Annotated in this window: 21 protein-coding genes; 6 read left to right on the forward strand and 15 right to left on the reverse strand. The window is 69.2% G+C overall.

All coding sequences use genetic code 11. The features are described 5' to 3' along the window. Positions 1–59 precede the first annotated feature (59 nt). Positions 60–293, reverse strand: coding sequence for a hypothetical protein (locus ACIP93_RS31525; protein ID WP_401764365.1), 234 nt, complete (start codon positions 291–293; stop codon positions 60–62). Between the two features lie 393 nt (positions 294–686). After that, positions 687–1634: a hypothetical protein gene (locus ACIP93_RS31530; protein WP_401764368.1), complete on the reverse strand. Its 948-nt coding sequence runs from the start codon at positions 1632–1634 to the stop codon at positions 687–689. Between the two features lie 320 nt (positions 1635–1954). On the opposite strand from ACIP93_RS31530, the gene ACIP93_RS31535 reads away from it, so the two are divergent. Beyond that, entirely contained in the window at positions 1955–2218 is a 264-nt protein-coding gene (locus ACIP93_RS31535; RefSeq protein WP_401764511.1) for a helix-turn-helix domain-containing protein, read from the forward strand. Positions 2219–2266: 48 nt separating this feature from the next. Here the strand turns inward: ACIP93_RS31535 and ACIP93_RS31540 are convergent, their stop codons facing one another. The 6 genes from ACIP93_RS31540 to ACIP93_RS31565 form a co-directional block, all read right to left on the reverse strand. Next, complete coding sequence (locus tag ACIP93_RS31540; RefSeq protein WP_401764371.1) at positions 2267–2737, reverse strand: hypothetical protein; 471 nt, start codon at positions 2735–2737, stop codon at positions 2267–2269. A 64-nt stretch (positions 2738–2801) separates the two neighbouring features. Continuing rightward, a complete protein-coding gene (locus tag ACIP93_RS31545) occupies positions 2802–3398 on the reverse strand; it encodes a DUF262 domain-containing protein (protein WP_401764374.1) in 597 nt (198 codons plus the stop codon). Positions 3399–3492: 94 nt separating this feature from the next. After that, positions 3493–3759, reverse strand: a complete 267-nt coding sequence (locus ACIP93_RS31550; RefSeq protein WP_401764377.1) for a hypothetical protein — start codon at positions 3757–3759, stop codon at positions 3493–3495. A gap of 185 nt (positions 3760–3944) precedes the next feature. Continuing rightward, on the reverse strand, positions 3945–4475 hold the full coding sequence (locus ACIP93_RS31555) for a hypothetical protein (RefSeq protein ID WP_401764379.1): 531 nt from the start codon (positions 4473–4475) through the stop codon (positions 3945–3947). After that, complete coding sequence (locus ACIP93_RS31560; RefSeq protein WP_401764382.1) at positions 4472–5218, reverse strand: DUF6283 family protein; 747 nt, start codon at positions 5216–5218, stop codon at positions 4472–4474. Before ACIP93_RS31560 ends, ACIP93_RS31555 begins: the two co-directional genes overlap by 4 nt. Positions 5219–5411: 193 nt before the next feature. After that, positions 5412–6332, reverse strand: a complete 921-nt coding sequence (locus tag ACIP93_RS31565) for a hypothetical protein (protein WP_401764385.1) — start codon at positions 6330–6332, stop codon at positions 5412–5414. A 393-nt stretch (positions 6333–6725) separates the two neighbouring features. Here ACIP93_RS31565 and ACIP93_RS31570 point away from each other — a divergent pair, with 393 nt between their 5' ends. Then, positions 6726–7889 carry an MFS transporter gene (locus ACIP93_RS31570; RefSeq protein WP_401764387.1) on the forward strand — a complete coding sequence of 388 codons (1164 nt, stop codon included), beginning with the start codon at positions 6726–6728 and terminating at the stop codon, positions 7887–7889. A 181-nt stretch (positions 7890–8070) separates the two neighbouring features. Here ACIP93_RS31570 and ACIP93_RS31575 read toward each other — a convergent pair whose 3' ends face one another. The 3 genes from ACIP93_RS31575 to ACIP93_RS31585 form a co-directional block, all read right to left on the reverse strand. After that, positions 8071–8724: a hypothetical protein gene (locus tag ACIP93_RS31575; protein ID WP_401764390.1), complete on the reverse strand. Its 654-nt coding sequence runs from the start codon at positions 8722–8724 to the stop codon at positions 8071–8073. Between the two features lie 216 nt (positions 8725–8940). Beyond that, on the reverse strand, positions 8941–9606 hold the full coding sequence (locus ACIP93_RS31580) for a YdcF family protein (RefSeq protein ID WP_401764393.1): 666 nt from the start codon (positions 9604–9606) through the stop codon (positions 8941–8943). A gap of 17 nt (positions 9607–9623) precedes the next feature. After that, positions 9624–10727: a helix-turn-helix domain-containing protein gene (locus tag ACIP93_RS31585; protein ID WP_401764396.1), complete on the reverse strand. Its 1104-nt coding sequence runs from the start codon at positions 10725–10727 to the stop codon at positions 9624–9626. Between the two features lie 159 nt (positions 10728–10886). On the opposite strand from ACIP93_RS31585, the gene ACIP93_RS31590 reads away from it, so the two are divergent. From ACIP93_RS31590 to ACIP93_RS31600, 3 genes are read left to right on the forward strand one after another with little or no spacing between them, the layout of a single operon-like run. Next, complete coding sequence (locus ACIP93_RS31590; RefSeq protein WP_401764399.1) at positions 10887–11333, forward strand: hypothetical protein; 447 nt, start codon at positions 10887–10889, stop codon at positions 11331–11333. Continuing rightward, entirely contained in the window at positions 11324–11725 is a 402-nt protein-coding gene (locus ACIP93_RS31595) for an ATP-binding protein (RefSeq protein ID WP_401764402.1), read from the forward strand. The genes ACIP93_RS31590 and ACIP93_RS31595 overlap by 10 nt, the downstream gene beginning before the upstream one ends. Continuing rightward, a complete protein-coding gene (locus tag ACIP93_RS31600; RefSeq protein WP_401764405.1) occupies positions 11722–12192 on the forward strand; it encodes a hypothetical protein in 471 nt (156 codons plus the stop codon). Before ACIP93_RS31595 ends, ACIP93_RS31600 begins: the two co-directional genes overlap by 4 nt. A 296-nt stretch (positions 12193–12488) precedes the next feature. Here ACIP93_RS31600 and ACIP93_RS31605 read toward each other — a convergent pair whose 3' ends face one another. Beyond that, positions 12489–13160, reverse strand: a complete 672-nt coding sequence (locus ACIP93_RS31605; protein ID WP_401764407.1) for a hypothetical protein — start codon at positions 13158–13160, stop codon at positions 12489–12491. Between the two features lie 369 nt (positions 13161–13529). Between ACIP93_RS31605 and ACIP93_RS31610 the strand changes: the two genes are divergently transcribed. After that, positions 13530–14096: an RDD family protein gene (locus ACIP93_RS31610; RefSeq protein WP_401764410.1), complete on the forward strand. Its 567-nt coding sequence runs from the start codon at positions 13530–13532 to the stop codon at positions 14094–14096. A 139-nt stretch (positions 14097–14235) separates the two neighbouring features. On the opposite strand, the gene ACIP93_RS31615 is transcribed toward ACIP93_RS31610, so the two are convergent. The 3 genes from ACIP93_RS31615 to ACIP93_RS31625 all read right to left on the reverse strand — a co-directional run bounded on the left by ACIP93_RS31615 (position 14236) and on the right by ACIP93_RS31625 (position 16395). Further along, on the reverse strand, positions 14236–14775 hold the full coding sequence (locus ACIP93_RS31615) for a hypothetical protein (RefSeq protein WP_401764412.1): 540 nt from the start codon (positions 14773–14775) through the stop codon (positions 14236–14238). A 373-nt stretch (positions 14776–15148) separates the two neighbouring features. Further along, positions 15149–15973 (reverse strand): hypothetical protein, encoded by an 825-nt coding sequence (locus ACIP93_RS31620; RefSeq protein ID WP_401764415.1) that lies wholly within the window; start codon positions 15971–15973, stop codon positions 15149–15151. Further along, positions 15970–16395: a hypothetical protein gene (locus ACIP93_RS31625; protein ID WP_401764418.1), complete on the reverse strand. Its 426-nt coding sequence runs from the start codon at positions 16393–16395 to the stop codon at positions 15970–15972. The genes ACIP93_RS31620 and ACIP93_RS31625 overlap by 4 nt, the downstream gene beginning before the upstream one ends. Positions 16396–16870: the final 475 nt, after the last annotated feature.

Below are 16870 nucleotides of genomic sequence, written 5' to 3' on the forward strand. Positions count from 1 at the left end.
CGCGCTTTCGTCATGAGACGGCAAGAGTCGGCGTGCCACGGACTCGTGGCGCTTAGGGGTCAGCAGAAGACGGCTGGGACGTCCTCCTCGGCGCAGAGCGTGAGGAGGTCGACGAACTCCCGCCCAGCGCGCCCGTTGTAGCCATCCGGCCCCCACAGGAGGCCATCGGGGTCACTGCGGCCGAGTTCGGCGAGAGCTCCGCTCAGAGCCGGGGCAAGCACGCGCGCCTGCTCAGGCGTCAGCTCGCCCCGGTCGTCGTCGTGGTCCAGGAGGTGACGCAGAGGACTGGTCACGCTGCTCCATCGACGGTCGCCGCCGTAGCCGTGCATCTGAGAGAGGTTTATGCCGATGTGGCTGGCGATCCCGCGGCGGAAGAGACTGAAGCCCGCGTACGACCACTGCGGCAAAGGATCACTGGGCAGCGGGCCGTTCGGTCGACCTGCTCGGATAGAAAGCCCCACGACGTTCTCCTAGTTGCCCGGTGCGAGAGGAAGCAGGGGCGATGGTGCGGGCCGTGAGGGACGGCACCGCAGCGGCGGCGAATCTGAAGGCGTGGCCCTGTCGTGGCCTGTGTCGTCGACCATGACGCGCAGGACAGCCGCCCGCAGATCAGACACGGGACGCTGCGTGCGGTGATGCCTGCACCCCTCGGTGCCCGACGTCGGGCACCGAGGGGTAACACCGGGTCAGGGAAGGCACAGCCCCGTGTGGTCGACAGGCTGCGCGCACCCGTCCGCGCACTGGTGCCCAGCGGCTGCCTGAGCGGTTCTCATCGCCTCGTGACAGTCGGGGCACAGGGCCGGGGCCCCGGGCCAGTCGGTGGCCCGGGCGAGGAACGCCACCGTGCCGCAGCGCTGGCAGACGTCGCCGCTGGTGCGCAGCCACGAGGTGTGCAGATACGTGTAGACGGTGTCCGGCGGCGGAGTGCCGAGGGTACGAATGTGTGCGCTCTGGCTGAGGACGCTCAGTTTGTCGGCGGGGACGATGGCGTGGCGCAGGCGGCGCTCACCGAGGACGCCCACCCAGGTCAGTGCAGAGGCGCCGAGCGCGGCGAGCGCGTCCTCGGTGCCCTGCATGCTGCCGGGGTAGATGACGGCGGCCTCGGTCAGCCGGGGCACGTACAGCGCCCCGTTGGCGGTCCGCCAGATCCCGCGCTCGTCACGCCAGAAGGTCGGCTCCTGTCCGCTGGTCAGACAGTCGTCCACCCAGCCGGCCACAATGAACTGCATAACGCTGGCTGGTAGCCCACGGCTGCCGCTGCGCCTGGTGCCGTCAGTGATCAGGTCGTGGGTGACTCCCCACACGCGGCGGCGTGCTTGATGCTCGGCTGTGACGCTGAAGCCACCGTCCTCGAGGCCGTAGGCGGCGGCATACGCCGCTTCCCAGTTGATCGTCGCAGCACCGTCGGAGAGCTGATCGAGTGCCGCCAGCAACTGCTCCGGTAGGAGACCTGCATCGAGTAGGGCGGCCGCGTCCTCTTCGCTGATGCCCAGGGCGTCGCGGGCGGCATCGATGGGTCGGCCCGCGTGGCCGATGTCGGGCAGGTGAGCAGTGATCCAGGCGTGAGGATCTTGCGGGACGGGGTGGGCGGTGAGCTGGTCGCGGAGGCGACGAGCGAGGTCGTTGTCTGGCATGACCGCAAGAAACCGCGCTCCACGGCAGTGCGTCGCGCCGTCGCGAATCCTGGAACGGGTAGGTGACCGGATCCGGCGGGCTGGCCACCGGGCCGGTCGCGGGTAGCCGCGCACCGAGGCCGAACAGGAGCGTGGCAGCAACCCATGTGCCCGTGTCCTGACGTACTTCCAGCACGGGTCCCGGCCCGCACCGTCCTGAGTGCGGCGTATGAGGGTGTCGCTGCAGTCCGTCTGCCACTGCCCCACAAGCCACACCGCCCCGGCGAAGCTGGCGCTGGTGTCCGGGGACCGGAATGGTGCTGCTCACCGGGAGAGTGAGCATGCTCCTGGGCGCAGCTGGCGCCGGGAGGTTGTTCGCGCAGAGAGAGGAAGACGACGTGTTGGGCAGCCGTGCGTGGATTACTGGACTGGCGCGGAAGAAGCTGGGTGCCGACTTGAGGCGGGCGTACGACAAGGGAGCTTCGATCCGGACCCTGGCCGAGGGCTGCGGACGCTCCTACGGCTTCGTTCACCTCCTGCTTACCGAGGCCGGGACGACCCTGCGCTCACGGGGCGGAGACACCCGAGGCCGACCCGTCGCCTGATGGGGAGGCCGGTGCGGTGGAGTGCGCAGGTGGAGCAGCCCGTCCGTGTTACGCGCCGTTCTCGGGAATCAAGCCTGGAGGAGCGCCGGCGGTCCTGGCGAGCGAGGTGCAACCCGATGCGCCTCGGAGCCACGCGTCCGCGTCAGGCGCAGGCAAGCACACCACGTCGGTAAGGCCGGACAGTTCGACGTCGCGAAGATGGGTTTCCCACACCTGACGGCATGCGATGGCGACTGCGACAGCGTCGGCCGGCAGGTCTGGGCTGGGGCGGAACCACAGGCGCGCGAAGTACATCACCAGGTCGGCGGCCGCACCGGCCATGCCCTGACGCTCTCCCAACTCGGCGGCCCATGACGCGATGTCCTTCGGAACGGTGCTCCTCCCGACGACGGCGGCCGCGGGGCCGGGCAGGTGGACCACGGTGTCGGCGAGACGCTGGCCGAGATTGCCCACGTCGGTCCCCGGCACCGTGCTGGCGGTGACGAGCAGCAGGGCCTCGGCCGGGGCGGTCGCTTCCATGGCCGCAACCCTAGGGCCCTGCTGCGGGCCGCATGGCCTCAATGCGCAGTTCGGGCCGGAGGACCTACGGCTTCTTCTCGGCGATTTCCCGGGCGTGCTGCATCTCCTGGCCGGTGTGGGGCGTGCCGCCGCCGTTGACGAGCAGGTACATGGCGGCCTCATCATGGATCGTTCCGGCCGTCCGGAACTCGGCGACCTGGAACTGAGCGCGGCGGTCGAACTTGAGCCGTCCGGGCTGGCTCAGCCCGCCATAGCGGACGTAGGGGCCATCCTCAGTGAGCTCGGTCTGCTCCACAACGGCCGGGTCGAACCAGGAGGCGGGAACAGCGAACTGATCGGTGAACCACAGCTTCGCTGTCAGGATCCGCTGCTTCCCGTCGACGGCCGCCCATATCGCCGCCTTGGCCTTGTACACGTCTTCCGTGGCTGCGGCCCAGTTCGGATTGTCGCGATCGCTGATGATGATCACGCCAGCGGGCAGGCCGATCATCCAGGAACGGACGAGTGCCACTCGCTGGTCCTCCGTCCAGACACTGCCCCGCTGGTAGGGAGGATCCACGTCGAGCTGCCCTTCCTTGACCTGGCGAACGAGGTCGTGAGCCCCGCGGGCCCTCGGGTTCAGGGTGGTGTGCTCGATGTGGGTGGGCGTCTGCCGAGTCATGGGAATGAGGTTCCTTCGCTGCGAGGGACGGTGCTCAGAAGAGTGAAGCCGTCCTTACCGGCCGCGCAGGAACAGCGGCGAATTCTGCCTCCCGCTATCCCTTGATCCGGTAGTCACCGTCCTCGATCAGGCCCTCGTGGGCGAGTCCGTTCAGCAGCACCTGCGGCTGGGGAGCAGGCCCCCCTCGGGCCATCCACTGGCGGGTGGTCTTGGCGTCGTGCAGGTTGCCGTGGACCTGGAACTCGCTGCCGGCGGCCGTGCGGGCGTCGTAAGCGCGGCCGGAGAGTGACGCTACAGTCCGGTTCAGATCGTGGGGGAGAAGGACCCGCAGGGTGATCGTCTCGTAGGGAAGCTGGGGCATGGCCGCTCTCCGATCGGTCCGCTCGGGACAGAAGGGTGCAGGCTCGGGGGAGCCGGGCACGTACGAAGCGCTGCCGCGGCTGGTCCGCGGCGGACGCTGTCCTGGTGGTCAAGACGAGCGCAGCCTGCCCCGTGAAGCGGACAGCCGCCGGAAGCGCGCGAGCCGCATCGTTGGAACGACGACGGTCAGGTGGTGCGCTCGGTGAGGCTTACGGCATACGAGGGCAGTCCCTGGCGCAGGATGGTCGTGTTCGCCCCTTCCCAGAACTTGACCGGATCGAAGGTCAGAACCGCATCCGTCCCGCGCAGCGCCCGCTGCTCCCGGCAGAAGCGGTCAGAGAGCGGAACCCCGAAGTAGGCCGTGGCCCACCCGTCTGGCAGCGCCGGATCGGCCACCTTGCCTTCGGCCGTCAGGCACCAGGCATGCTCGAAGCCGCTGAACGGGATCTCCGACGGAACGAGCACGAAGCCTTCCACGTACGTCCACCTGGTCTCCTCGGCCCACCGACGGGCGACGTGAAAGCAGCGCCCCGGCTGCTGGGCGTCGGGCATGGGCCAGGCAGCCGGCTCGTACGCCTGCCCGTGGCGGGCGACGAGCTCCGCGAAGCTGGCGTAGACCCACGAGTCGTCCCCGAGCGGCAGCTGCCGGTAGCGGGCGATCCACTCCTGGAGCATCTCAGACGCCGTGGCGCCCGACTGGTCGGCGTCGACGGTCACCCGGCACCGCCCGAACGCCGGTCCTGCTTGTCCTCAGCCACGTCCCCCACTGGCGGCGTCTCGTTGTACGCGCACATCTCTTGCGACCGTCGCCGAAGAATCGGGGCGAGCGTCGGGTCGTCCTCCGCGACACCGTTGGCCACGGCCATCTCCGCGTAGTCGTCGTACAACTCCACCTCAGCGGGCAGCATCGGCACCTGAATGAGCCCGGCCTCCAGCAGTTTCATCACCTGCTGGTTTCCCGAGGCGCCGCGCAGCAGCCACCCAGCACAAACCCGCGGCGCTTCAGCAGACGAGGAGTGGCAGCCGAATCGGCGGCCACTGTCCGAGTAGGACGTCGGAGCGGAGAGACGGAATGCCTCCGCAGGAAAAGCGCCCGGAACCGCGTCCCGCCGCCAGGGACACCGCTCCGTACCCGCGCAGGGGCTGCGCTGAGCGACCGGCGGCCCTTGGTAGTCCACTGACGTCACGCCCCAGACCGAGTCCGCCGGCCGCTGCTGGGTGACCGTGCCCCCCTTTCGGCTGCTTGGAAGCCCGGGGGAAGCCTCGCCGTCGTGCTCAGGATCTGTGATCAGCGGTTGCCCGGACGCCAGGGTCGCATTCAACGCCTCCACGACCTTGTCGACCGACAGGCCGCGAGCATTGGCCAGCTTGGCCAGGTGCGCGCGAACTCGTTGATCGTGCTCGGCCTCGTCGAGTGGCTGCTCGGGACCGAGGAGGGTGCGGTCTGCCTCAAGGGCCATGGCTAACGACTCCTGGAGTGGTCGGAGAGGTGAGGATCGCACAGGGGCGTGGATCGTGGGGCCCAGTCTGATCTCGAGCGCTCTCGATGCCGAGGCCCGGCGAAATCCTCTCGGCCGTCGGGTCGATGGGGTTGTCGGTGCAGTTGCAGATCGGTGCGCGGGACGGGCCGTTCACCACTGCCGAAGCGCCTGGTCATCCGTCGTAGGTGAGATGGAACCGCCAGGTCAGTCCTGAGCCCTCCGAGCCGGGCGATGGCGCGAGCACAGGCTGGCCGCGCACGAGTAGATGCCGGGCGACCACACTGAGTTCGGAGGACACGATGCTCTGATGCACGGCGTGCAGGGTTCTCGACCGGTCATCCTCGGCTCCGGGGGAGAAGGCTCCGGTCGCATCGGCCCAGGAGAACCAGGTAGCTGGGGCGTCACCTGGGCCTTCCACCGTGATGCCGGAATCGCCGGCGTCCAGCCTCTGACCGGGCAGGGTCCCGATGTCGGTCAGGTACGGCTTCCAGCCGCCGGCCGACGCTGCCGCAACGGCTCCTGACGCACGAGCCGGGTTGTTCTGGCGGTCGTACGCGAGCCACAGCACCACTGCTCCGTTGCCGTCCGGGCCGTTCTCTTCGTCAGCGGGAAAGCCAGGATCGGAACGGTGCGGCGGAAAGACCTGCTTCCCGCGGTAGGTGAACCATTCGCCCACCTCGTGGACGGCGAGCGTGGCGATGGCGTAGTGAGCCTGAGCGACCGCGAGCGCCAGGACCTCGTCGTCGCTGGCCCCGGCGGCGCAGGCGGCCACCAGCATGTCGTCCGCCCAGTAGTGGAACCAGCGCAACTGGATCTTGCCCCGGTCAGGGTCTGTGACGTCGGGAGCCATGAACAGAACCCGCGGGTTGAACGATTCCGGGCTCTCCCCGGCAGCCGACCACGTCAGGTGAATGTCGCGGTAGTCGTACGAGATGTCAGCCAGCAGCCGGGTGAGGCGCTCGCCATGCTCCTCCACTGCTGTGCTCCGGCAGGACTGACATAGGACCTCTTCGAAGACCCAGCGCGACACACCGCACACACAACTCGCCGCGTCACGAGCGATCGGCGGCACGTACGGCACCAGCGACAGCATGAAGAATCTCCCGAACAAGTCTCGGCCCACGCCGCATCCGATGGCCGGAGCAGCGCAGCCAGTCTGAACGGTTCTCCCGCTGGTGTCCCAACCACCGCGAGACCGGCCAACACCCACGGGTGGAGGCCCGGCGGTGAGGACTGCGTGGCCGGCGAAGGAAGTGCTCGACGAGGGTGTCCGGTTCACGGCCCACCATCCCGTCATGCGACAGCCAATCCACCCCGCACCAAGCTCTCCAGCCCCCGATCCCCGTGCCAGCGGTCCCGCTCGCGGACACTGCCGGCATGCCCAGCCGTCAGCACCAGCTCGAGCGGCCGTACTCGCACCAGACCCGGACCCGCCGCGCGCCGCTGACGGAGCGCGGCCGCACGGCCGAGAGCATGGAGGCCGCAGGTGACGACCGCCGCGACCTCCACGGCCCGCGTGGCCCCTTCGATGAAGCGTTCTCGGCTGCTCCTAATCGGATACTTCGCCACTCTGGGCGTGGTCATGGCCGTATGGGGCGCCCGAATGCCTGCCGTTCGCGCCGCTGCTGATCTCCAGTCCGGCGGCCTAGCCGTGGTTCTTCTCTCGGCCGCTGCCGGGATGGTGGGAGGCCTCCTGATCGGCGGCCGCATCGCCCACCGGTTCGGATCATCCCGCCTGCTGGTCCTTCCCGCCGTTGGCTTCGGCTTCTCCCTGGTCCTCTTGGGACAGGGGCGCTCGCTCCTCACGCTGTCGCTCGCCGCCGCGGTGTTCGGGGCCTTCCACGGACTGCTCGATGTCGGAGCCAACACCTCTGCAGTCACGTGCGAACGGGCTTACGAGCGTCCGATCATGTCCGGGTTTCACTGTGCCTACAGCGCCGGTGCGCTCCTCGGAGCCGCGTTGACAGCGGTGACCGCATGGCTGCCGCACGACCTGTTGTTCGCTGCTGTTGGCGTCCTGGTATCCCTGGCGGCCGCCACCTCCGGCCACACGGTCCGGACTGCGGGTCACCTTGACGCCCCCGCCGGCGCGTCACCCGGCGATGAGGACGAAGCTGCGCTTCCCCGGCGCAGCCTGTGGCTTCTGGGTGCCCTCGCGGCGGCCTGCTTGCTCTGTGAAGGCGCCGCCGTCGACTGGTCCGCCGTACACATCAAGGACCTGGGCGGATCGGAAACCCTCGCGGCCGCCGCATTCGCGGTCTACAGCGCCGCGATGGCGGTTGGGCGGCTGTGCGGGGACAGGATGCTGGCCCGTTACGGGCACGTCACCGTGGTCAGAACCGGTGCCGGGCTTGGAGCCGTAGGCCTGGCCATCGGGGTGGCCTCCAACTCGATTCCGATCGCCATGGCGGGATGGGCCGCAGTGGGACTGGGGCTGGCCACCGCTGTCCCCTCCTTGATTTCCGCCGCCGGCCGCGGAGGGCCTCGCGCCGTCGGCACGGTCGCGGCCACCGGGTATCTCGGGCTCCTCGCGGGGCCGGCCTTGATCGGCGCGCTCGCCTCCTGGACCTCCCTGCCGACTGCCCTCTACCTCCCCGTGCTCATGGCCGTCGTGATGGCGGCCACCACCCGCCGAGCACTGAGACCTTGAAGGGGGCCACCGTTCCCTTCATGTCGGACAGGTCCGAGTCGGCGCCCATGACGCGTCCCACGACGAAGCGGCCGCCCCTGTATCAGGGCGGCCGCTTCTCGCGGGGTGATCGGCCTAACCGTTGCAGCGGTGCCAGCCGAGCTCTGTTCTGTCGCGCTCGGCGTGCGACGCCGGATGGGTGTTACTGGGAAACCTCGTAGGTGTAGGTCGTACCGCCTTCGGTACGAAGAGGTTTGCCCTCCGGTCCTTTCGTCACCTCTGGGAACAGGTCCTCTCGGTGTTCGTGGTGCTTGAGCTCGGTGTCCTGCATGTCATGGTGCAGACGCGGATTCATGCACGTCATGCGCCGGTGCGGCGGCACCTTCCAGCGGTACTTCCACTCCACCTTCCGTCGACCGTCGGAGGCCGCCGCGTCCCGGTCAGCTTCGGCCTTCGCCGGTCGATGGGCGCGGGTGAGGTCGACGACGTGCACGACGCCGTCACCGACGGCCGGTCCCAGGCCTGACTGCCGCGCCTTCGCCTTCGCCTTCTTCCGCGCCGAGGGCGGCAGCACGTTGTGACGCTTGATGTCGACGAGTTGGGTCACCCCTGTGCGCTGCTGCATCATCTGCCATGCGGTGTAGAGCACGCTGGCCCAGTCGTGAGCGCCTGGCTGGGGCTGCTTCTCGAAGCGCTCCCCGATCGGCAGCAGCGCCTCGTCATGCCATCGCAGAGGCCCCCACAGGTCGGTGTACTGGCGGGAGAACACTGCGTCGCGGGCGCGGGCCATCGCGGCCGTCACCGGCACCCCGTTCATCTGTACGCGCAGCTGCCCCAGGACCAAGCTGATCGGCATGCCTCTTCCCAACGTCCCGTACATCAACGTCCGGGGCGGTTAACGCGGACGGGACGTCCTCAGGCACGGCCTCGTCAACATCACACACACGGAATCGGCAGGTCGGTTAAATCCAGGACGATCCAGGTATCCGCCGCGAATAGCTTGGCCAGCGTGCTCAGCCGGGGAAAGAGGTTCGGCTGATGGATCGCGCACACCCCGCCCAGCGCGGGCAGCTCACGAGATGAGGCGGCTGGTGAAACCGTCGCGGATGAGGGACTCGTACGCGGCATGCACGTCCTCCGGGACCTCCTGGGCGATGGCGAAACCGAGCTTCGGATACTCGACGACCCGCTGGAGGTCGCCGACGAGCATGTCCAGCACGAGCTTCTCGTCGCCGATGGACTTCAGGTAGTCGTCGAACTCCAGCGGCTCCGACGCGCACCGGATGTCGACGTCGGGCCACAGCTTGCGGGCGGTCGCGAACGACCGCCGTTCCATGTAGGGCTTGGAGACCAGCAGCACCGTCGCGGGGTGGATGCCGGCGGCGGCGAGGACCTCGCGGGAGAGGGTGATGTTCTGCCCGGTGTTCGCCGCGTTCGGCTCGAGCAGGATCGCCTCGGCGGGGACGCCGAGCTCGATGGCGTGCTCGCGGAAGTGGACAGCCTCACCCCGGGGGAAGACCTTGGCGGTGGTGGGGCTGTTGCCACCGGTGAACACCAGGGTGGGGAAGAGACCGGCGCGGTACAGCTCGGCGGAGTGCGTGGCGACGCCGAGGTCGTGGCTGCCCAGTCCGATCGCCGCGTCGGCGGGCCGCAGCTCGTGGTGCATCTGGTGGTAGTCCCAGATCAGCTTGGCCCGGCGCCACTGGTTCTCAGTGATGGCCTGCTGGTCGTTGCTCACGCGTGTGTTCTCCCTGGTCACCGTTGCCGGGGGCCGGTCGGCCCCTCGCTCATGGCCCTGATGCCCTCGATGCTGCGCAGCTGGTGCACGAGTCCGTACTGCGCGGCCTGCCTGGCTGCCTGGTCGAGGACGAGGTGTCCATCATCCCGGGTCGCCGGATCGGAGAGCAGGATGTGGCCCTGGGCGGTGTCCAGTCGCACGCGTTGCATCGGTGACTCGGTGGTGCCGCTGCTGCGGGCGATGTCGATGAAGTGCAGGGCCTGGGTGAGGTCGCCGGCGCCGCGGCGGGCCAGGGCGAGTTTCTGGTGGGCGACCGACCAGTCGTCGGGTTCGGTGAGGTCTTCGAAGTCGCGGGTGGCGGCCTGCATGACGCGGGTCGCGTAGTCGTGCTGGCCGTCCTTGCTCAGTGAGGTGCCCACCCACAGCCTCGCGCGGGCGCGGTCGCGGCGGGAGAGCCGGTCGTCGACGGCGAGGGTTTCGTAGTGGCGGGCGGCGAGCTCCAGCTTGCCGGACATCTCGGTGACGACCGCGAGGGAGAGGTCGAGCTGGGCGACGCGGCGGGGGATGTCGAGCTGGGTGAAGATGGCGCGGGCGTCGGCGTAGGAGCGGCGGGCGGAGAGCGGGCCGAGGACGGCGCCCTGGTCGCGTTTGAGGTCGCCGAGCAGAGCGGTGGACCGGGCGAAGAGGTACAGGCCCTTCTCGTCCAGCTCGGACGCCTGGAACCGGGTGAGCCACCGGTTCAGGAGGCTGTCGGCGAAGGTGAAGTTCTGCCGGGACAGGGCGACCACGACGCGGTCGAGGTCGTCGGCCCAGCTCTCGTACTCCCAGGCTCTGGGACCGCAGGCGGTGACGCGAGGCCGGCCAGCGCTCGCCCCGGCGCTGGTCATCTCGGACAGCATCGTCTCGAAGCGCAGGTGGACGGCGGCGTCCGCGCGGCTGAGGGCGGTGTCCAAGATGGCCTGGGTGTCGGGACGGGGCGCGGTGTCGGCGAGCTTGCTCTCCCACTTGGACACGGTCGCAACGGCCAGGCCCAGCTGCTGGGCGAAGGCCCGCACGCTCAGGCGCAGAGCGCCCCGCAGGGCCTTGGCCTCCAGGCCGGTCCAGTGGTGCACCGTCGCCACGCGTCGTCACTCCCTTCCACCCGTCATCGAAGCACGGTCCGTGCAGCCGGCGGGACGGAAGTGGAACGGAAGTAGAACGCTGGGTGGTTGGCGACGCGTTGGGCAGCGGCCACGCTCGGAGCGTCACTTCTCTGTCGAGCCTTCTGGATGGTCCCCAGCATGGAACCCCTCACCGAGCAGCGCCAGGTCAACGGCCCGGTCGTGTACGGCCTTCTGCGGCTGGTGCGGGTCTCCCCGGCGAGGCAGGAGGCGCTGGTCGGCTCGCTCGCCGAGTACTGCCGCAGCCACGAACTGCAGCTGTCGGGCGTCTTCACCGACCGGGACACGGCGGCGGGCGCCGCGTCGGCGGCGTTCACCGGGCTGCTGGACGTCCTCGCGCTGCCGGACGTCTACGGCGTGATCGCCCCGGCCATGTCGCACCTGGGACCGAAGGCCATAGCCGCCGAACGCAGGCGGCGGATCGAGGCGGCCGGCTCACGGCTGCTGCTGGTCCGAAAGCCCCGGACCATGCACCACGCCGCCGACCGCACCGGCCCCGTCCGCCACCGCCACCCCGGCACCACCCGCGTCCTGGACGCCGAGTCACGAGGACCACGATGGCCCTGACGACCCAACAGTTCTTCGAGGCCTGCCCCGAGTCGATCAGCCAGGCAAGATCCTTCACCTCCCAGGCCCTGGCCGACTGGGGCCTGCCGGACCGTGTCGAAGACATCCGGCTCTGCGTCTCCGAACTCGCCACCAACGCCGTGGTCCACGGCACCGTTCCCGGACACGGCTTCCTGGTCAAGCTCGACGCCCAGGAGGAAACCGTGCGCATGGAAGTGCACGACAGCCGCCGTCGGCACCCCAAGGCCCGGCAGGCCGCCGACACCGACACCTCCGGACGCGGCCTGATCCTCGTGGCCGCGCTCGCCGACGGCTGGGGAGTTCAGGACCGCACCCCGTCCGGAAAGATCGTCTGGTGCTGCTTCAAGGCCGCAGGAGGCACGACAGCATGACAGTCCTGCTTACGCCGCCCACCCCTGATCTGCGGCTGCTGGTGTCCCTTGCCGCCTGGACCTGGGCCGACACCCGCCCGGACGGGCATGAGGCCGCGCACATCCTGATCACCTGCGCTCCCGCCCTGACCAGCTCGGGCACCGCCGAGACGGCCGAGGCCGGGATGCGGCGGCTGTCCGCCAGCCTGGGAGGCATGGCCGGTGCCCGGGAAGTCGTTCCGGAGCTGGAGCGCTGTTTGCAGATCGTCGGCGACCAGGTGCTGCTGCACGTGCCCGGGGTCTCCCGCCGACTCAGGCTGCCCACCCGCCGACCCTGGACCGAACTGGTCGCACGCAACGCAGAGGCGGTCCTGCTTCTGGGACTGGATCCGCTGCCGCAGACCGTCGACGCCGCGCGGATCGACCCCTGCCTGGATGCCACGCTAGCCACCGACCGGCTGCTCTTCGGCCGAGCCCGAACTCGCTGAACCCGTCAGCTCGACCGCCCGGACGCAAGCACCCCCGGCCGGGGCGACGCAGCGGGCGAATGCTCCAGGCCAGACCTCTTACGCGGAGCCCGCCGGCCACCTTCCGACCGCTCGACAACCCGCGGCCCAGACCTGGCAGTCCCCGTCGCCTCACGACCGGAACCCGTCCAGCGGGCTCACCCGCTAACGGGCCAGTCGGCGCACCTGCGCACGAGCGCCCGCCGAACGAGTGCGGCCCTCCCCGTGCAGATGCGCGTTCACGCGCGGACAGCGTGACCAGTCGGCGCCGCAGCGCGTCATGCCTTCTGGCGCAAGGAATGGGCAGTGATGACACCGAGGATCGCCTTCACCGACGGGGTGTCGTAGAGACCCCTGCGATCCGGCGACCGGCTCAGCCCGAACCGAGTCCGCCGCGCGACTCCAGGTGCGCAGAACCACGACAGGTCGAACTGCCACCCCAGCCCGTCGTCCACCGCACGGCTCACGCGGACGTTCAGGGTGAACCCGTCCTCGTACGGGGTCCAGGCCTGTGCGGCAGCCCAGCCGTGGTCCTCGGCATGGGAGAGCAGGTTGGCCGCTGCCTTCGGCAGGGCGTATCCGCGGGGCGGGGCGAACGCGACCCCGGCTTCGAGGAGCCGCTGCGTCCTGTCACGGACCTCGCGCTCGGCCGGGGTCAGCACGTTGTCACGTGCCAGGGCGGCGGCCAGGGTGACGGCCCGCCCGCTGTACCGGCAGGTGAAGCCGGTGCCGTACGCATCCCGGATGACAGCACGACGCTTACCGTCCAAGGTCCACTCGGCCTTCGGCTCGTGAGCGCCCAGGATGCCATCGCGGCCGTCCACTCTGGCTGCGCTGCCGCACGGGCACAGTGCAAGGACGCAACGCTGGAGATCGGACCACACGTTGGGCAGGAGGATGACTGTCTCGTGCTTCGGCTCAGTGGCCAGGCGCTCCAGTGTGGTCGTCATGCTGCTCTCCTAGAACTTCGGATTCCGGCTAGGAGGCAGACTGAACGGGATCCGGGGGCCAGAGTCTCGTACGGGCGAGAACCGGCGGCCGTGATGCCCGAGACCGGCGGGTGCCCAGTCGGACAGCAGTAGAGGGCATACGCCGAGCGTCATGCCCGAGCGGATCAAACTCGGCGGCGCGCCACCGGTGAGGTATCCGCCGACAGAACACACAGCCCCTCGAGGGCGTACGACTCAGGCCCATCCCCCGAGCCGTACGCGCGACGACGCCGGCCACTGTGCGCCGGGGTAGAGGGCGGGCCAAGGGAGATGTCCGGATCGGGGCCTAGCTTTCCAGCGTCCCAACCACCGACGGTCCAGGAAACCTTCATGACGACACAGCCCTACGGCCCTTCCGGCCCCACCCCCGCCGCTGGCAGCGAGTACGGCTCACCCAGCCACGCCCCGGCCGCGTACGCGTCCTACGCCCCGGGCCACCCACATGTCGGGCCGGTGCATGGCGGGCTGCCAGCAGGCCCGCTGCTCGCCAACATCGGAGCCCGGCTCGGCGCCCGGCTTCTGGACCTCGTGATCTGGTACGTCGCCTACTTCGTGACGGCGATCCCGCTGATGATCTGGATCGATTCCGGCGCCGGCGCCGCCGGACAGACAGTGCTGGTGGCCTGGCTGCTCACCACCTACGTCCTGTACTTCCCCTTCAGCGTCTGCCGGTTCGGTTCCACCATCGGGAAGAGGATCTGCAAGATCCGCATCGTGCGGAGCCAGTCAGCCCTGCCGCTCGGCTTCTGGCGGGCGATGGGACGGGAGACCTTCTTCTTCGTCGCCGCGGTGATTCCGGTCCTCGGCCTTCTCAACCCGCTCTGGTGCTGCTGGGACAAGCCGTACCAGCAGTGCCTGCACGACAAGGTCGCCGACACGATGGTGATCACCCGGTAGGGCACGCCCCCAGGCGTAGGCGCTGACCTGCCGCCGCAAGGCGGTGCCTCACCAACTCGACACGGACGCCCCCACCGTGGATCTCCACGGTGGGGGCGTCGCTGCTATCGATGGGCTTCCAGGTCTTCGCCGGCCGCCGCTACTCCGCGCTCGCGGGATCGACGGCGGCTTCCGGAGGAAGGTGCGCCCACCAGATCTTGGCCGAGAGCCTGATGGTCGCATGCGTCGTATCGGAGGCCGGGTCCCACAGAGCGTAGATGCCGTCATCGGTGTACGTGACGGTGACCGGCGTGGCCTGGGTCGGTCCGGTCGAGCGGGCGCCGCCCTTGCCACCGAACAAGATGCGGGTCGTGTGGCTGCTGGCCTTCACGCCCGGAACGAAGCGGAGCTCGGTCATGGACCACTTGCCGGCCTCCGGCTCCGGGGTCTGCGCGATCACGCCTGCGTCGGAGAAAAGCGTGGTCCAGGTGGTGCGCTCGCTCGCGTCGGTGCCCTTCGCGCCGATGAACAGGCGAAGACCCTTGGCCGGGAAGCCGTTGCGCCGGGCGTCAACGAGCTGCGGTTCGGCGAGGAGGTAGCCCGTGCGAGTGACCTGATGACCGCGAGTGTCAGCACCCGTGGCCGTCACGTGGTCGCCGACCGAGAAACCGTCGAGCATCCTTTCGAGTTCTTCCGTCATACGCGCGCTCCTTCGTCTGGGAGTCGAGGTGAGTTCCGACGGGGCGAGGCCGCCGATTGGCGGCCGCCGACGTCGCGCCGCTCAGTGCTAGGGCGGCGAAGTGGAGCCGATGCTTGTCGAGTCCGCGCCCGGCTCGCAGTCGTGGCGAATCTCCCTTCGCTGCGCCCGGGGGCAGACCGCGGCCGGCCCGAGGTGTTTCGCAGGGAGTCGGCCATTTCTGTACGCCAATGACCACGGAGAACCGCGAGGCGGTGCTGGCGGACAGCACGGGAGCGGACCGACCGGTGCGCTCGCAGAGGGTGCGAGCCGCCTCCCCGGCCGGGTGGGCGCGGTTGGAGGCGTGGGCGGCCCGTGACTCGCCCCGCCTTTGGGTTCAGACGTGGATGACCGTGGGCGCGGCGGGCAGCTCGGGGCGCTGGGGAGAGATCATTCGGGGCATCACGCGGCCTTCGAGGACCGGTTGCGCGTTGACCAGGGTGAGGATCTCCAGGAGCAGGTCTGCTGGCACGTTCGTCAGCTTCAGGACCTCTGCCGACGATGCGTCATCAGCCAGCCGTACGGAGCCGGAGCAGTGGGCTCGGGGCGCCGAGGTTCCATCTGGTCGATGCTGAGCCGCTGACCAATGCGACTGCTTGCGGGCGTCGACAGCATGCGGCTGCTCGTACGGGGCGGCACGCAGCGCTGGCAGTACGTCCTGCATGCGTCGGTTGAGCCTCTGCCGGCTCCGTGTTTCCTCCTGGACCCTTCGCTGCATCGCACGGGCAGCCCCGAAGGTGCTCAGGTAGCCGGGCAGCAGACGCCTGATGATCTGACAGGCCTTGCTTTCGGTCGAGGTGTCGATCCCCACGGTCACGGGCTCGGCTCTCCATCCGCAGTACTCGGATGGGTAGCCGCCGCGCACCGTGAGCCGTCTACCCGCCGCGCCCTTGCGGTAACTGCTCTCATGCGTGAGCGACAAGCTCATCCCGCTGGGGTGCATCAGGAGGACGCTCACGAAGTTCACGGGAGCGACCTGGTGACGCCAGCCTCCGCCCTCGACCTGTCGGTCGTTGAACTCGGCAGCGAGCGTCCGGCCGATCCGATGGGCCAACTCCTGCCGTTCCCGGCGTTCGGCATCGAGCCGTTCGGAGCGAGCCTGCGGCGTCCAGGAACGGGCCATCTCCGGGGGCGTCCCCTGCTGTTCACCCACAGCGGTCACAGGGAGCCTCCCTCCACGTCGACAAGGTCTCGAGTGGCTGATTCGTAGATCGCCCCGTGGAACGGCTTCTGCGCGACGCGGTCAAATCGGGCCGGGTCGAACGAGGCGAACTGAAGATCCACCCCGTGGGACGTCAGAAGCCGGGCGAACTCCAGGTCGGTGCTCTCCGGGTAGACCCGCTTGTCGGGCACCAGGTCTGCCGCCTGCCAGTGGAAGTGCCGCTCATAGCGCACCACGACGCGGGTGACGTGGTCGTACACCAGGACGTGCAGGTAGGCGCCACGCACGTACACATGCCAAGTGTCCCTGTCGCAGGTGTAGCCAAGCAGGAGCGTGCGCTCCGGGCCGGGGATGTCCTGAGTGTCCACCGCGCGCAGTTGCTCGACTTCTCCACGCAGACGGTTGAGATCGGCAAGGTTCATGACAGCTCCAATGGCGTTGAGGGAGGCGCCACTGAACCGTGCGAGGCCCGTTACTGTCCTTCATCGGCGAATTCACCGCCGCCCAAGCGGCCGGGAAGGCGCCCAGACCGGGGGCCATCCGGGCAGCCGTCACCCACCGACGGGCCGGACAGCAAGGACAGCCGGAGGCCCGATCTGAGCGTCGGCCGGCCTTCTTCGTTGGAGCAGGAGATCACCCTGCTTACGACCTCGAGTGAGGTGCGAACTGGTTGGACGTAGGTGGTGGAGACTTGACGAGGGTGAGCCCCCGAAGCCCTATATGAACCCCGTTTGCCGCTTACGGCCACATCAGCGTACTTCCGCCCGAGACGAGTACGCACAGGATGCCGAGTCCCGCCAACAGAGCGATCTCGCCAGAGGCGCCGTCAGAACCCACTCGACGGGCGAACAACCACGCGACCACAGCGAGTACGAGCAGAGCGACGCCGAGAGTCGC

It is taken from the genome of Streptomyces sp. NPDC088745, from assembly GCF_044751045.1.
Lineage (GTDB): Bacteria > Actinomycetota > Actinomycetes > Streptomycetales > Streptomycetaceae > Streptomyces > Streptomyces cremeus.

What these genes read in the sequence shown, in the direction of transcription:
- ACIP93_RS31590 (WP_401764399.1), top strand. Translation starts at nt 10,887, where the DNA reads ATGGAACCCCTCACCGAGCAGCGCCAGGTCAACGGCCCGGTCGTGTAC.
- ACIP93_RS31600 (WP_401764405.1), top strand. Translation starts at nt 11,722, where the DNA reads ATGACAGTCCTGCTTACGCCGCCCACCCCTGATCTGCGGCTGCTGGTG.
- ACIP93_RS31595 (WP_401764402.1), top strand. Translation starts at nt 11,324, where the DNA reads ATGGCCCTGACGACCCAACAGTTCTTCGAGGCCTGCCCCGAGTCGATC.
- ACIP93_RS31575 (WP_401764390.1), bottom strand. Translation starts at nt 8,724, where the DNA reads ATGCCGATCAGCTTGGTCCTGGGGCAGCTGCGCGTACAGATGAACGGG.
- ACIP93_RS31605 (WP_401764407.1), bottom strand. Translation starts at nt 13,160, where the DNA reads ATGACGACCACACTGGAGCGCCTGGCCACTGAGCCGAAGCACGAGACA.
- ACIP93_RS31560 (WP_401764382.1), bottom strand. Translation starts at nt 5,218, where the DNA reads ATGGCCCTTGAGGCAGACCGCACCCTCCTCGGTCCCGAGCAGCCACTC.
- ACIP93_RS31550 (WP_401764377.1), bottom strand. Translation starts at nt 3,759, where the DNA reads ATGCCCCAGCTTCCCTACGAGACGATCACCCTGCGGGTCCTTCTCCCC.
- ACIP93_RS31610 (WP_401764410.1), top strand. Translation starts at nt 13,530, where the DNA reads ATGACGACACAGCCCTACGGCCCTTCCGGCCCCACCCCCGCCGCTGGC.
- ACIP93_RS31535 (WP_401764511.1), top strand. Translation starts at nt 1,955, where the DNA reads ATGCTCCTGGGCGCAGCTGGCGCCGGGAGGTTGTTCGCGCAGAGAGAG.
- ACIP93_RS31565 (WP_401764385.1), bottom strand. Translation starts at nt 6,332, where the DNA reads ATGCTGTCGCTGGTGCCGTACGTGCCGCCGATCGCTCGTGACGCGGCG.
- ACIP93_RS31615 (WP_401764412.1), bottom strand. Translation starts at nt 14,775, where the DNA reads ATGACGGAAGAACTCGAAAGGATGCTCGACGGTTTCTCGGTCGGCGAC.
- ACIP93_RS31540 (WP_401764371.1), bottom strand. Translation starts at nt 2,737, where the DNA reads ATGGAAGCGACCGCCCCGGCCGAGGCCCTGCTGCTCGTCACCGCCAGC.
- ACIP93_RS31545 (WP_401764374.1), bottom strand. Translation starts at nt 3,398, where the DNA reads ATGACTCGGCAGACGCCCACCCACATCGAGCACACCACCCTGAACCCG.
- ACIP93_RS31530 (WP_401764368.1), bottom strand. Translation starts at nt 1,634, where the DNA reads ATGCCAGACAACGACCTCGCTCGTCGCCTCCGCGACCAGCTCACCGCC.
- ACIP93_RS31625 (WP_401764418.1), bottom strand. Translation starts at nt 16,395, where the DNA reads ATGAACCTTGCCGATCTCAACCGTCTGCGTGGAGAAGTCGAGCAACTG.